Source organism: Nostoc cycadae WK-1 (genome assembly GCF_002897135.1).
Classification (GTDB): Bacteria; Cyanobacteriota; Cyanobacteriia; order Cyanobacteriales; family Nostocaceae; genus Nostoc_B.
The window spans coordinates 76,461-89,047 of sequence record NZ_DF978437.1 but is presented as its reverse complement, the minus strand read 5'-3'; the positions used below and the strand labels follow the sequence as shown (position 1 = coordinate 89,047).

The 12,587-nt window shown below is 35.5% G+C and carries 14 protein-coding genes; 10 read left to right on the top strand and 4 right to left on the bottom strand.

Annotated features, from left to right (window positions below):
- Nucleotides 1-50: 50 nt before the first annotated feature.
- Nucleotides 51-302 (top strand): FeoA domain-containing protein, encoded by a 252-nt coding sequence (locus tag NCWK1_RS22555; protein ID WP_103126255.1) that lies wholly within the window; start codon nucleotides 51-53, stop codon nucleotides 300-302.
- 81 nt (nucleotides 303-383) lie between these two features.
- On the opposite strand, the gene NCWK1_RS22550 is transcribed toward NCWK1_RS22555, so the two are convergent.
- On the bottom strand, nucleotides 384-593 hold the full coding sequence (locus tag NCWK1_RS22550) for a TOBE domain-containing protein (RefSeq protein WP_103126254.1): 210 nt from the start codon (nucleotides 591-593) through the stop codon (nucleotides 384-386).
- Nucleotides 594-1,360: 767 nt separating this feature from the next.
- Between NCWK1_RS22550 and NCWK1_RS22545 the strand changes: the two genes are divergently transcribed.
- From NCWK1_RS22545 to NCWK1_RS22530, 4 genes are all read left to right on the top strand, one after another.
- Complete coding sequence (locus tag NCWK1_RS22545) at nucleotides 1,361-1,987, top strand: CBS domain-containing protein (RefSeq protein WP_187308218.1); 627 nt, start codon at nucleotides 1,361-1,363, stop codon at nucleotides 1,985-1,987.
- Nucleotides 1,988-2,328: 341 nt separating this feature from the next.
- Complete coding sequence (locus tag NCWK1_RS22540) at nucleotides 2,329-2,793, top strand: ankyrin repeat domain-containing protein (RefSeq protein WP_103126253.1); 465 nt, start codon at nucleotides 2,329-2,331, stop codon at nucleotides 2,791-2,793.
- Nucleotides 2,780-4,066, top strand: a complete 1,287-nt coding sequence (locus NCWK1_RS22535) for a nitroreductase family protein (protein WP_103126252.1) — start codon at nucleotides 2,780-2,782, stop codon at nucleotides 4,064-4,066. Before NCWK1_RS22540 ends, NCWK1_RS22535 begins: the two co-directional genes overlap by 14 nt.
- 18 nt (nucleotides 4,067-4,084) lie before the next feature.
- Entirely contained in the window at nucleotides 4,085-4,465 is a 381-nt protein-coding gene (locus tag NCWK1_RS22530) for a hypothetical protein (RefSeq protein ID WP_103126251.1), read from the top strand.
- A 12-nt stretch (nucleotides 4,466-4,477) separates the two neighbouring features.
- Here the strand turns inward: NCWK1_RS22530 and NCWK1_RS22525 are convergent, their stop codons facing one another.
- The 3 genes from NCWK1_RS22525 to NCWK1_RS22510 all read right to left on the bottom strand — a co-directional run bounded on the left by NCWK1_RS22525 (nucleotide 4,478) and on the right by NCWK1_RS22510 (nucleotide 6,321).
- Nucleotides 4,478-4,951 carry a hydrogenase maturation protease gene (locus NCWK1_RS22525; protein WP_103126250.1) on the bottom strand — a complete coding sequence of 158 codons (474 nt, stop codon included), beginning with the start codon at nucleotides 4,949-4,951 and terminating at the stop codon, nucleotides 4,478-4,480.
- Nucleotides 4,952-5,577: 626 nt separating this feature from the next.
- Complete coding sequence (locus NCWK1_RS22515; RefSeq protein ID WP_222838806.1) at nucleotides 5,578-5,745, bottom strand: hypothetical protein; 168 nt, start codon at nucleotides 5,743-5,745, stop codon at nucleotides 5,578-5,580.
- A 153-nt stretch (nucleotides 5,746-5,898) separates the two neighbouring features.
- Nucleotides 5,899-6,321: a hypothetical protein gene (locus NCWK1_RS22510; RefSeq protein WP_096576538.1), complete on the bottom strand. Its 423-nt coding sequence runs from the start codon at nucleotides 6,319-6,321 to the stop codon at nucleotides 5,899-5,901.
- Between the two features lie 347 nt (nucleotides 6,322-6,668).
- Between NCWK1_RS22510 and NCWK1_RS22505 the strand changes: the two genes are divergently transcribed.
- The 5 genes from NCWK1_RS22505 to NCWK1_RS22485 all read left to right on the top strand — a co-directional run bounded on the left by NCWK1_RS22505 (nucleotide 6,669) and on the right by NCWK1_RS22485 (nucleotide 12,521).
- The gene (locus NCWK1_RS22505) at nucleotides 6,669-6,914 is read left to right on the top strand and encodes a hypothetical protein (RefSeq protein ID WP_103126248.1); all 246 of its coding nucleotides are present in this window, start codon (nucleotides 6,669-6,671) and stop codon (nucleotides 6,912-6,914) included.
- Between the two features lie 621 nt (nucleotides 6,915-7,535).
- The gene (locus NCWK1_RS22500; protein ID WP_103126247.1) at nucleotides 7,536-8,333 is read left to right on the top strand and encodes a WecB/TagA/CpsF family glycosyltransferase; all 798 of its coding nucleotides are present in this window, start codon (nucleotides 7,536-7,538) and stop codon (nucleotides 8,331-8,333) included.
- 267 nt (nucleotides 8,334-8,600) lie between these two features.
- Complete coding sequence (locus NCWK1_RS22495; protein WP_103126246.1) at nucleotides 8,601-10,094, top strand: lipopolysaccharide biosynthesis protein; 1,494 nt, start codon at nucleotides 8,601-8,603, stop codon at nucleotides 10,092-10,094.
- A gap of 43 nt (nucleotides 10,095-10,137) precedes the next feature.
- Nucleotides 10,138-11,358 (top strand): polysaccharide pyruvyl transferase family protein, encoded by a 1,221-nt coding sequence (locus NCWK1_RS22490; protein WP_096576548.1) that lies wholly within the window; start codon nucleotides 10,138-10,140, stop codon nucleotides 11,356-11,358.
- Nucleotides 11,355-12,521, top strand: coding sequence for a glycosyltransferase (locus NCWK1_RS22485; protein ID WP_103126245.1), 1,167 nt, complete (start codon nucleotides 11,355-11,357; stop codon nucleotides 12,519-12,521). Before NCWK1_RS22490 ends, NCWK1_RS22485 begins: the two co-directional genes overlap by 4 nt.
- The last annotated feature ends 66 nt before the right edge of the window (nucleotides 12,522-12,587 follow it).

The window sequence follows — 12,587 nt, the reverse complement described above, 5'->3', positions numbered from 1 at the left end:
GAAAATACTCCTTATCTTTCATACTTCATATTTTATACTTTATATTTATAATGTTTACTCCTTTTTCCATAATTGGCTGCTCCTTAGAATTACTTAAACCAGGTGAACAAGGTATAGTAGCTTTTTATCAAACTGAGAATACAAGAATACTAGATAAAATTATTTCAATAGGCATAAAAATCGGTACTTCTATTACAATAGAACAGCAATTTCCTTCATTGTTAGTCAAAGTTAATAACCAAACTATCAGTATTAATCAAAAAATTGCTCGGATTATTTATGTTCGGATTGTTGAAAGTTAATTATATGCTCAATATTATTGATACCCAACTTATTAAAGAAGTCGGGTATCTTGTTTATACATCTCACAAATCAGTTATTGATTAATCAATAGCAACAATAACATCTGATGCTTTAATAACAGCATAAGCTTGTTTACCTTCAGCCAAGCCTAATCTATCGGCTGAGGATTTGGTGATTATAGAGACTAGTTCTACTCCAGGTGCTAGTTCTAAAGTGACTTCGGTATTAACTGAACCAGTTACAACTTTCTTAACAGTAGTTTTTATTGCATTACGAGCGCTAATTTTCATGTTTTATTTTCCTTTTGGATGATGCTTGTTTGAAACAATACCAACTATTTGGAATAAAAGAGGTGTTTTTTAGAATTTCTTTATAAATTTAGCAGATATAATTTATACAAAATTACTTGGGTAAGTGATTGCTAATAAAAATACTCCATTGGGGGGATATATTTGCTTGGCAGACATAGCAAAATTCATACCCAATGGATGATTAATTGTTAGCAAGTTTTATACATCAATCATGTCTATAAAAACAAATTTCAAAAGATAAGTTTTGCCTACAAACTAAACAAATTTACATAGAGACCTAGGTTTTAAAGCCAGCCTAAGTTGAAAACACAATCTTTAAAAAACAAATGTATTTTCTAATGCAATTTGACAATTTTTTGTGTTATTTAACCAATATCTATAGGAGAATACACACTTATTTATAAAACAAACTTATCAGAGTGATAATATATAAGTAAGCTAAATTGTTGCTAGTGAACCTAAACGCCAGTAGCAAGTGATTACAGGGTTATCTAAGATATTTCTACCTGAATCCTGGTACAACTGAAAATTAGGCAAAACGATGCGATCGCTTCAGCAATATATAGGGAAAATCTGTAAATCTTATACCTAAAATACATAATTCTACTAAGTAGAATTTAGGGCTAATACTGCGTAAAACCTGTGTCTAATTTTCATCATGCTTAAACTAAGCAAATACTGTTTGGGAAGAAGTACAGCAGTTTAGAAAAAATTCCCTTACTTGCAATAAATAAGGAGCAGGAATTATGCGAGCCAAACAAATCATGATTCAAGATGTAGCTACCATTCGCGGCTCCGCTACTGTAGCAGCAGCAGTGAAATTATTAAGGCTCAAACAACTCCAAGAATTAATTGTCGAACCTCGTCATAGTGGTGATGCTTATGGCATTGTGACTGAGAGTGATATTGCAGGCAAAGTGGTTGCTTATGGAAAAGATCCTCAAAGAGTTTATGTTTACGAAATAATGAGTAAACCCTGCGTCACTGTAGATCCTGACCTTGATATAGAATATGTGGCAAGGTTATTGGCTAATACAGGTATGCGGAGTGCGCCTGTCATCAGAGGCGAATTACTTGGGATAATTTCTATCAGCGATATTATTACTAAGGGTGATTTTGTAGAGAAACCCAAATTACTATTCTTGCAAAAAGAGATATATAAAGCTGTCTCTAATGCACGGGCAATTTCTGCGAACTACGGACCAGACTCTAAACGCACAATCGAAGCTTGGGATTTCGTTGATGAACTAGAAGCTGAAGCAGGTTTTTACGGCGCACCCAAACAAGATAAATCTTCTAGAGAACTATTCTCTGAAGAACCTAAATATATGCCAATTAGTGAACATTCTAATCAGACAATCAATGCTGTCTAAGTGTGAATTGAGAGGAGTTTATACAACTCACTAGATAGCATTTCTAAAGAGTTTTTTGATAATGGTGGGCATTGTCCACCATTACCTTTTATTGGCAATATATGGGTGTAAGGGCGCAAGAGTATGGGGTGTAAGGGAAGAAAAAGTGTTTCTTTTATATCTTATACGATTAGCGATCGCACAAAATATGAGGCTAATATTTCGCACCATTTTCAATAACGGTAGAAATAGTAATGTTCACAACTTCAACATAAAGTATGAAACGAACTTTCAGCATTGCCCACTTGACTTTAATGTAATAAAGTCACTGCTGCAAAATTGAATCTAACTTGAGGCGATTTATGAAGCAAGAAAGTAAGCAAGGTTTGAGTAAAAAAACTTGTGAATGGTTGATAGCTAACAACTACAACCCTGAAGAATTAAATCAGAGGCGTGAAAATGGTGATACAGCTTTGATGAAAGCCACCAGGATAGGTAATTGTTCAGTGGTTCAAGAATTGATTCGTGCAGGTGCGGATATTAATTATAGAAATCATGATGGTAATAATGCTTTATGGTTTGCTTGCTTTGGCAATCATTATAAATTAATTAATTTGCTGCTAGAAGTGAAAATTAATATCGATAACCAAAACGATAATGGTGCAACAGCTTTAATGTATGCAGCATCATCAGGTAAAGCAGAAGTGGTCAAGTTACTTTTACCACATCGCCCTAATTTGAATTTAAAAAATTTAGACGATTATAAAGCTATAGATTTTGCCAGTACGGTCGAAGTTTTAAGGATGTTGAAAGATGCTGGAAAATGATTTATCTAGCAAAAACTATCATCAAGCAACTAAACATTCTTACCTATCAGTGCAGCTTGATCCCAATTATGTAGACTCTAAAACTCAACCATCTGCTTTTAAACAATATCCAAAATTTTATCGTCGGGTGCAATTAAATATCAATCATCCGATTCATTCTTTAATTTACTTAACAGGTGCAATTACCCTAGAGAAAGCTTATAAAGATGTAGCTTTCAAACTACGTGTAAATCCTTCCGCTGGTGGTCTATATCCTACAGAGATTTATGTACAAATTCGTGGAATGCCTGAAATAGTTGATGGCATATACCATCTAGAAGTTGAGAATAATTGTCTAACACTCATCTATGAATTAATAGATGATGGCTTAGAAAGTTATATTATACAGAGCAAATGTATCAAGGGAGTCATTTTTTTAATTAGTTGCGTTTATTATAGGTCTAGTTGGAAATATAAAAACAGAAGTCTGAGGTATTGCTTTTTAGATAGCGGACACCATTTAGGTACAATTGCCGCATCAGCTTATCTCCATGACAAAGACATCCAGCTAATTTTCGATTTTGATAAGTTAGCTCTCAATACAGATTTAGGTTTTGAGAATAAAGAGTTTGTCACAGCTTGTGTTGTATGTGGGGAAGTAGAAGAAAAGAATGTCAGGCGCTTAAGGCTAAAAGTTCCTTTTGTTTGTGGCACAGATTATTTTGAAGCTAATCAATTCGTTGAATATGGCTATCAAATAACTGCCTTACAAAAGAGTTCTAAACAACAGCTAGAACATCCAAAGTTTGAGTTTGACAAGGACAAATTTTATCAAACTGTTTGGCATAGACGTTCAAATAGACGTTTCCGGAAACAGTTGATTTCTCAAGAAGATTATTTCAAGATATTGCAACAACTAAAGCAACCGATTCCCACAGAAAGTTGCGAAGCAATAAAAGTTTATTCAGTCGTGCATCGAGTCGAGGGGATATCCCCTGGGTTATATCAAGATAATCATCTGATTAAGAGTGGTGATTTTAGCGAACATACTGGTTATTTGTGCATTAATCAAGGCATAGCTCGTGATTGTGCAGTAACTTTATTTTTTGTGTCCGACTATACAAATTATCAAACCGCTATGCAGCTGGCAGGGTTTTTAGGACACAGAGTTTACCTGAGTAGTAACTACTTAGGGATACAATGTAGCGGAATTGGCGCTTTTTACGACGATGAAACCCAGAGTTTCTTAGAAACAACAAAGGATATCCTCTACGCAATGGCTATTGGCATTTAAGTAGTTTTGTAAGTAGAGATGGTTAGGTGTATGTATTGTTTCAATGATGATTCCGATTTCCACCCAATGCAGCCAACATCGGCAGATATCATTTTACGGCAACAACTAGAGCATTCTATTAGTAAATACTTTTACGAAGCGTGCGATCGCATAATTCAAAATCTTCTTTCTCATTGTCGTTGGTATGTGACAACTGATGCCAGCGCAATGACATTAGTAATTGAATGTACCGACCAAGTTACCAACTGGCGAATATTACAGCAAATCGTACCAATGGGGACATTGCTCCAGTCAATTGTTAGCAGCGCCAAAATCCGCGTTTGTCCTCCCGAAAGCCAAGGTATACCTTTTGAAATGCGAGTAGATGAAATCGCTGTTTATCGTGACATGGCTGGATAAAATATTCTGTAATTATGACAAATTATTCTGTCTAATAATTGCAACTACCTTCTCAAAAACCAGGTCAGCAGAATGTTTAACCACAGGACTTAACTCCAGTCCAAAACCAAGATTTGCCGCCTCAATTAAATACACAGTCACATCTTTAGGAAACTCATCCTGAAATATTTTCCGTCCGGCGGCTAGTGCATTATCCCAACGAAAATCATGCAAGTTATAACTGGGTTCCGGCAAAGCTTCCAATTCTTTGCCCGGAACCTTAAATATTGCACCCGGTTCTGAATTAGTTGAACTAGCATCAATAATTACTAATTTCTTACTACCTCTAGCTTGAAACATTACCTCCATCCCTGCGGTTCCACAGTCATACACGCGCACACTAGGGTCAGGGTTTTCGGTTAGATATTGTTGTAAGCGTTGGGCGATAATTACACCCACAGCATCATCGCTGCGATTCAGATTTCCGCAACCAATAATAGTTAGCATCCAGATTTATTTGTGTGTTGAAAATTTCCGTTGAAAACGGATAGTGTAGAGATACTAGAGATAAAAACTCTAGCTAGTCGCAGAGTGACGAAAAATTGTAGATTGATTAATATAGAAAAGTATATCCAAGGCTTGATTACGTCGCTAATAAATTGCGAAATTGCTAGATTTTTGGTAGGTTAAACTAGACAAGGATATTACAAAAAAATGGTTTATGTAAGTTCCCATTCTTATTTTAAAAACTAAATGAGCAAGATTCTTAATATTATTGGTCTAGTTATCGGCTTCCTTGGTGCATCACTGGCTTTTCTTGATAGCTGGCGTACTAGCTCGCGCTTCGTAGAGAGGGGTGTAAAACTTGGATACGAACAAAGTTTAAACACTTGGTTCTGGAAATCATGCGGAAATGTTGGCTTCGCGTTAATTACAATTAGTTTTGCCATTCAGTTGGTTGCAACCTGCATACAAGAATAGATATGAATAATAGTTAGGACTTACGTAAAAAAACTCTCAAACTCTCATTTCTCCGTGACCTCTGTGTCTCTGTGGTTCGATTTTCCGTAGCCTCTGCATAAGTCCTGATAGTAATTTTGTATATTGAGTATAATGTTTAGTTGCAATATTGCTCAACTGGCATTGGAAACAAAGCTTAACAATATCCCCAGCACCTTATCGATTGGAGGAATGTTGTACTCTGTTAGCCCAATTGTGACGGTTTGGGATTCTAGTTTGAGAAACTTCCAGCGATCGCCTGACGTAATTGCACTGTAAATTATAGGTATCGGACTATTCATTTCGTTAAACTTCTGGGCAGAAACCATTTCAGCGATACACTGTCCAATACCCGGATTTAAATCTGCTTTTTTCGCTTCGACTATCGTAGCAGTGAAAAGGCTCTGTCTTTCAATACAGACAAAGCCTCAGAATAGTTAACAAATAACAACAACTTAGAACGTTACATTATATTTATCAGCAAGCTCAGATAGCTTTTCATACTGCTGAATTGCCGCTTCTGTAATTAACTTTTTTGCTTCTTCTGGAGGTGTGCCATTTTCGGGAATTGAATACTTAATATAAATGGCCAAAAAATCTGCCATAATTGGCGAACCTACTAAACCGTGGCTATCAGCTTCTTGACCAGCTATTGTAGCTACTAAACCAGCTTTGATGGGGTCTGGTTTCACTTTCATAAACTGATCAATAAGTTGCCAAATATACTCATTGGGTATTAAATTTGCTAACTTAGTTGGATCAGGAGTAAATTCTATACCTGCGGCTTTTGCCTGCTCTAAAACACACCATTCTGTAAATTCTTGTAGGGCTGGTTCGGGAAGTTTGGGAAGATATTTGTGTAGTTCTAAATCAGACACAAGCTTACCTTATAAATTTCATGTTTTTGAAGTCTATTAAGGCAAGCCTAACGCACTATTTCTAAAGGTTTTAGTGTGATACGCTACGACTGTTGAAGAAAATTCAACTTAGATATAATGTGCGTAACTTCTTGGCATCTGACTTTTGGTGTTAAAAGTCATTAATGTTTAAACTATTGCTGCTGTATGGAATCTGATGTTTTCTAGCAGCATTTTATTAGGTTAGATTGCTCAAGCAAAGGGATAAATACAGGATAAAGGAGTTATGAGATTTGGGTAGACAATAAATATATATATGTATTATAATGGTAATACTAGTTAACACACGCAAGTAAAACTTATTTTTTATGCGCTTAAAAAGATGGGAATCTCCTCGCCGCGAAGGGAGAAATGATAAAGGCAAAGGTGGTTCAGCAAGAAAGCGGCAACTCAAGAAGCAAAGACAAATGCTAAGGCAACGATTAAAGGAAAATAATCAATCAGACAATAGAGACAACAATCAAAAAGGGGGGGGAAATTATTCCTCCCCTTTTTATTGGCTAATTTTTGTAGGTTTAACCAACGGCTTGTACGGAAACTCAAGAAACAAATAATATGAAGTGTTCTGTTTAACACTACCCCTACAAATAATAATGGCGAGATGTAAGGAAACCCTGACTATAGTGTTGTAATATTTTACTGAATGAATATGCTTTGTTTATTATTTGAAGTTAGTTTCGAGAATAGAAATTAGATTATACCTAGTAAAATTACTTTATTCATAAATAAATATTATTGATATATACATTTACTTGTATAAATTTAAATATATTTAATAGTAACCAATCCTCTATAAGAGGGATGACATATAAAAATTTGCCTAAATTTACAAGAAATTTTTACGAACATAAATACTATTACGTAAGCATAAATTAAGTATGAATGTAATGTTTAGGTGAACTAATCCCTAGAAAAATATAAAGTAAATATAAAGTTTTGCAGACTAGTGTAATAAACTATTAGTTAAACAAGTAAGCTAATCTACGGTTGTGATTTTTTGGAATGGTATTCAGCAAACAGTAAAATTGCTGAGAAACTGTTTCATAATTATGTGTTCTCTTGTAAAAAAGCTACAAGCTCAAAAAAAAGTCAAGATTCATCTAATTGGCTTATTTAGACATGGAGAGTGCCTAAGGCAATCTGTTTCTATTTATCTTTGATACAAGGAGTGAGCTATGGTAGCAGATATGTTTCTGCCTACTCAAAAAGTACTCGATTTCCCTATTACTGCCTTACGCTTTGAGGATCAGATACAAACAATTATACGATGGGCGATCGCTCGTGAAAGTAGAAGTGTATGTGTAGCAAATGTACACATGCTCATGGAAGCCCACTGGAATCCAGATTTTGCTAACGTACTACAAAATTCAGATATGGTCACACCTGATGGTATGCCATTAGTCTGGATGATGCGCCGAATGGGATCTCGTTACCAAGATCGTGTAGCCGGTATGGATATATTTGTTAAGACATGTCAGTATGCACAAACGCATAATCTGAGTGTTTTCTTTGTCGGTTCACAAACTGAAATTCTTGCCAAAATGCAAGCGAGATTGGGACAAGAATTTCCCAAACTGAAAATAGCTGGAATGGAACCAATACCCTTCCGCCCACTGACGGAAACTGAAGACGAAATTTTAGTCAATAAAATTAATTCCAGTGGTGCGGGTATAGTCTGGGTATCCCTAGGATGTCCAAAACAAGAAAAATGGATAGCACAACACAAGGGTAAAATTCGCTCAGTCATGATTGGAGTAGGTGGTGTTTTCCCTGTGTATGCCGGAATTCAGAAACGCGCTCCCCGTATAATCAGAGACTTAGGCTTAGAATGGCTTTATCGTTGGATTCAAGAACCGCGACGACTTTGGCGGCGCTATGCAACAACAATTCCAGTTTTCATCTGGTTAGCTGCTAAACAGCTATTATTATCTAGCCGTATTGCTGGAGTTTTCCTAAATACTACAGTGGAATGAGTAACTTTTAGCCAATTTTAGTCGTGATAATTGATAGATTAACCATATTTAATTCAGACTTTCAGTTAATCACTGTGTTCCTATTTTAGTATTAACTATCCTGAATTAAGTGTGCTTTTAAATGTAAACTTTTGAAAAATTTTTGCCCTTTAAATTAGGCTAATGATTAATTCTTAATCAAGATAATCTGCTTCTTTGCTCAAATAGCAATTCGCAGTGAAAAAATCATAATAGATATTTCTATCCTTTGTATAGGTAAAGCCTGGAATGGAATCACCAAAACAAACATCAAATTTACGACAGAAAGCAGTTAAAGGTTTACTGTGGTCTGCGATTGAGAGTTGGGGAAAACAGGTGGTTTCCTTCGGGGTTTTCTTTTTACTAGCTCGATTACTAGGGCCACAGGCATTCGGGTTAGTTGCTTTGTCGGGCATATTTCTCAGCTTTTTACAAATTTTTGTAGATCAAGGATTTTCGACAGCAATTGTTCAGCGTCACGACTTGGAAGCAGAGCATTTAGATACTGCCTTTTGGACTAATTTAGGAGTGAGTGTAATACTTGCGGCTTTAAGCATCGCTTGTTCTGGTTTAGTTGCCGCCTTCTTTAAAGAACCTAAGATAGTACCAATTCTTTGCTGGCTGTCTCTCAATTTTGTAATTAATGGTCTCAGCAGTGTACAACAAGCAATTCTGCAACGTTCGCTGGCTTTTAAAAGTTTAGCTGTGCGTTCATTAATAGCTGTGGTTGTAGGTGGTGTTGTTGGTATAGTTTTGGCATTTTTAGGTTTTGGGGTTTGGAGTTTAGTTGGGCAGTATTTAGCTAATAATATTACTCAGGTTTTAGCTTTATGGTGGGTAAGTGATTGGCGACCAAAATTTAGATTTTCCCAAAAACACTTCAAAGAATTATTCTCATTTGGTATTAACGTCACAGGAATTAATGTCCTGAACTTTGTTAATCAAAACTCTGATAATTTATTGATAGGATATTTTCTCGATTCTGTTGCGCTAGGTTATTACTCTGTGGCATATCGAATTTTGACGATAGTAACTCAATTGATGGTTACTGTCATTCAGAAGATAGCTATGCCAATCTTTTCACGTTTGCAACAAGAACCAGAAAAGATGCGTAAAGTACTTTATAGTGCAGTTAGTTTAACAAGTATCATCGCTTTTCCTGTGTTCATCGGTATTTCAGTACTATCTCCCGAACTGATAGTAACTTTTTTTGGTAAAAAGTGGACACCAAGTATACCAGTAATCCAAGTACTAGCACTCATCGGCCCTTTATATGCAGGTTTTTACTACAATGGCTCGATGATCATGGCTCTAGGAAAGCCTTCTTGGAATCTAGCACTAACCCTTGTTCAAGCGATCGCTAATTTTATCTGCTTCCTCATCGCCGTACGTTGGGGAATCGTCGCAGTTGCAGCTTCTTATGTGATTCGTGGTTATGTGATGTCACCCATACCTGTATTAGTTCTCCGCAAATTAATTCAAATTAAGATAACTACATACTTACAACAATATCAAGCGGCACTACTAGCTTCAATTGCTATGGTAATTGCTATTTTGGGATGCAAATATATATTTAATAGCTTAGTTAATCAGTCTGTTTTACTGGCGCTTTGTGTAATTATTGGTGCTATTGTCTACCTCGGAACAGTTTCATTGGTAGCACCTCAATACTTTCAGCAATTAGTTGATATACTGCGCTCAATATTTCCTACATTAAGTAGAAAGAAATTAAACCATAAATAATATTAATAATCAATAACAGCAACATTTGAGTAGTCAAAAAGATATGCAGATTTCATCAATTAAACGAAAATCTAAATTGATTTTTAATAAAATTTACAATCCTCAATCCAAACTATCACAATTACTTTTCAGTTCTAGATATGCTAAGTCATTTAAAAAAATCGACGACTACTTCAGCATTCAACCAATAGCAGGGTATGTTGGTTGGTTAGGAGATGCTAACCTTGGCGACGAGGCTTTGTATTTAGCATTTAAAGATTTATTTTCTGAATTTCAAGTCTTAACTTATGATGATTTTGGCGAACTCAATTACGCATATCATCGAGCAATACATCCTCTAGAGCTTTACTTGTATCGCAATTTCATCAAAAGTCAAGACTTCTATAATTTGGTTTTTTTAGGTGGAGGAACATTAATCCATTGGCAAAGCTACCTTGAGCGTTTTCAACACGCACTGCAAAAAGGTTATCAAGGTATTGTTTTTGGTACTGGTGTTGGTGATCCTGATTTTTGGTCTGACTATTATTCAGACATAAACTATTCTGCTCTAATAAATCAATGGGTTCAGGTACTAAGCAAAGCAAAATATGTTAGTGTACGTGGTTTCCGTTCAGCAAAGATTCTAGAAAACCATGGTTTCTCAAATGCTAAAGTCATTGGAGATCCGGCTCTATCAATCTGTACACCCAGAGATTCAAGCTTACTCAAAAATCGCAAAATAGCCATTAATTTAGGTAGTCATGGGCAAATGTGGGGTAGTCAATCTTTAGTGATAAAAAATATCATTGAAGTAGTAAATCATTTATTAGCTAACAATTGGTTAGTAGAATTTATACCCATGCACCAGAAAGATTTTGATATTGGTTTAGATTTGATTCGGAATTTCAATTCAAAAAATATTTCCATCTGGCGGAAATATAAAGATATTCAGCAAACACTCTTCAGAATAAAATCATACGATATCGTTATTGGCCAAAGATTGCATTCAGTCGTTTTAGCGCATGGATGTGGAGTTCCAGCCATCATGCTGGAATATCAGCCGAAGTGTAGAGATTTTATGGAATCTATGGGAATGGAAAGATATTCTTTGAGAACAGATACTTTAATAATAGATAATGTTCTTGAATTAGTAGAGGAAATAGAAAATAACTATGAACAACATTGCGAGAAACTAATTTCTAAAGGTAATCACTACCGCCTATTGCAAAAAATGGCAGCGCAAGAGGTAGTTAGTATGATAGTTGCAGGATCTACTAAAGGGTGAGTACAGTGAAAATTGGCTACTTACATATTGGTCATAGTCAACATGGAATTCGCCGCTACAGTGAGTTACTTGCTTCGGAGGCTCGTAAATGTAATCTCGATGTAGTTGAAGCCAGTGTAATTTTAACTGCAAATCCCCAACAAAATCGCGCAATATTGATTGATGCTGCTAAAAAACTTGCCTGTGCAGATGTGATTCACTTGCAACATAATACATTACTGTGGGGCGAGCGATCGCAATCGCGCAATATTAAAACTTTTATCCAAAATTGTTCATCTCCATTGATAGCCACTTTTCATGATGTTTATGTACAAGCACAACCTTTAACATGGAACAATTTTTTTACCTATGCTAGAGCTAGATATGGCCCATATTCTCTTTTGCTTCGCTGGATGTTTAGTCAATTAAAACAAATTCTCGTATGTACCAAACAGGAATCTCAAAGACTTAAATCGATTATAGGTACAAACACAACTAATGCTGAGAAGATAAAACTAGTACCACATTTTGTAGAAGAACGTACCGTCAAAAATAACTCAGATGAAGCTCGCAAAGCTTTACAGTTAGAGGGATTTAAAATTATTACCCTATTAGGTTGGATTGTTCCACGAAAAGGACACAGGTTGGTAATCGAAGCACTACCTAATTTACCACCAAATGCAAAAGTCATTTTTGCAGGTAGTCCTAGTAGTGGTGGCGAATGGTTTTTAGAAGAATTACTCACCTTAGCACAAACATTGGGAGTCAAAGATCGTCTGATAATTACAGGTTACTTATCAGAAACAGAATTAGAGCAATATTTACTTACAACTGACTTAGCTATTTGTCCTTTCCAAAAATCCTCTGCTTCTGGTTCGTTATCTACTTGGTTGTCTATCGCTCATCCCAAAATTTTATCTTTTGATTTACCTTTAATAGATGAATACAACACAATAGAGCCAGGTGCTATCAAAACTTTTTCACCTTATACACCAAATGCTTTTGCACAAGCGGTACAACAAATGTTATCTAATTTTAGTGAGGAAGAAAATATAGCCGTTAAGAATATCCAGCAACGTCTTTGTATGTCTACAATTTTTGCTGAACATTTACAAATTTATAGTCAAATTGCTGAGAAAACTAACAAATCAAACTCTAATGTTTTATCAATTATTAACAATTGAATAAATTTTATTCTGATAATTATTGATTTGATAAATACGAAGATAGTTAATAATAGCAACAGTTAA

Excerpts from the sequence above, each read along its gene's own strand:
- NCWK1_RS22555 (WP_103126255.1), top strand. The coding sequence starts at position 51 with ATGTTTACTCCTTTTTCCATAATTGGCTGCTCCTTAGAATTACTTAAA.
- NCWK1_RS22550 (WP_103126254.1), bottom strand. The coding sequence starts at position 593 with ATGAAAATTAGCGCTCGTAATGCAATAAAAACTACTGTTAAGAAAGTT.
- NCWK1_RS22545 (WP_187308218.1), top strand. The coding sequence starts at position 1,361 with ATGCGAGCCAAACAAATCATGATTCAAGATGTAGCTACCATTCGCGGC.
- NCWK1_RS22540 (WP_103126253.1), top strand. The coding sequence starts at position 2,329 with ATGAAGCAAGAAAGTAAGCAAGGTTTGAGTAAAAAAACTTGTGAATGG.
- NCWK1_RS22535 (WP_103126252.1), top strand. The coding sequence starts at position 2,780 with ATGCTGGAAAATGATTTATCTAGCAAAAACTATCATCAAGCAACTAAA.
- NCWK1_RS22530 (WP_103126251.1), top strand. The coding sequence starts at position 4,085 with ATGGTTAGGTGTATGTATTGTTTCAATGATGATTCCGATTTCCACCCA.
- NCWK1_RS22525 (WP_103126250.1), bottom strand. The coding sequence starts at position 4,951 with ATGCTAACTATTATTGGTTGCGGAAATCTGAATCGCAGCGATGATGCT.
- NCWK1_RS22515 (WP_222838806.1), bottom strand. The coding sequence starts at position 5,745 with ATGAATAGTCCGATACCTATAATTTACAGTGCAATTACGTCAGGCGAT.
- NCWK1_RS22505 (WP_103126248.1), top strand. The coding sequence starts at position 6,669 with ATGCGCTTAAAAAGATGGGAATCTCCTCGCCGCGAAGGGAGAAATGAT.
- NCWK1_RS22500 (WP_103126247.1), top strand. The coding sequence starts at position 7,536 with ATGGTAGCAGATATGTTTCTGCCTACTCAAAAAGTACTCGATTTCCCT.
- NCWK1_RS22495 (WP_103126246.1), top strand. The coding sequence starts at position 8,601 with ATGGAATCACCAAAACAAACATCAAATTTACGACAGAAAGCAGTTAAA.
- NCWK1_RS22490 (WP_096576548.1), top strand. The coding sequence starts at position 10,138 with ATGCAGATTTCATCAATTAAACGAAAATCTAAATTGATTTTTAATAAA.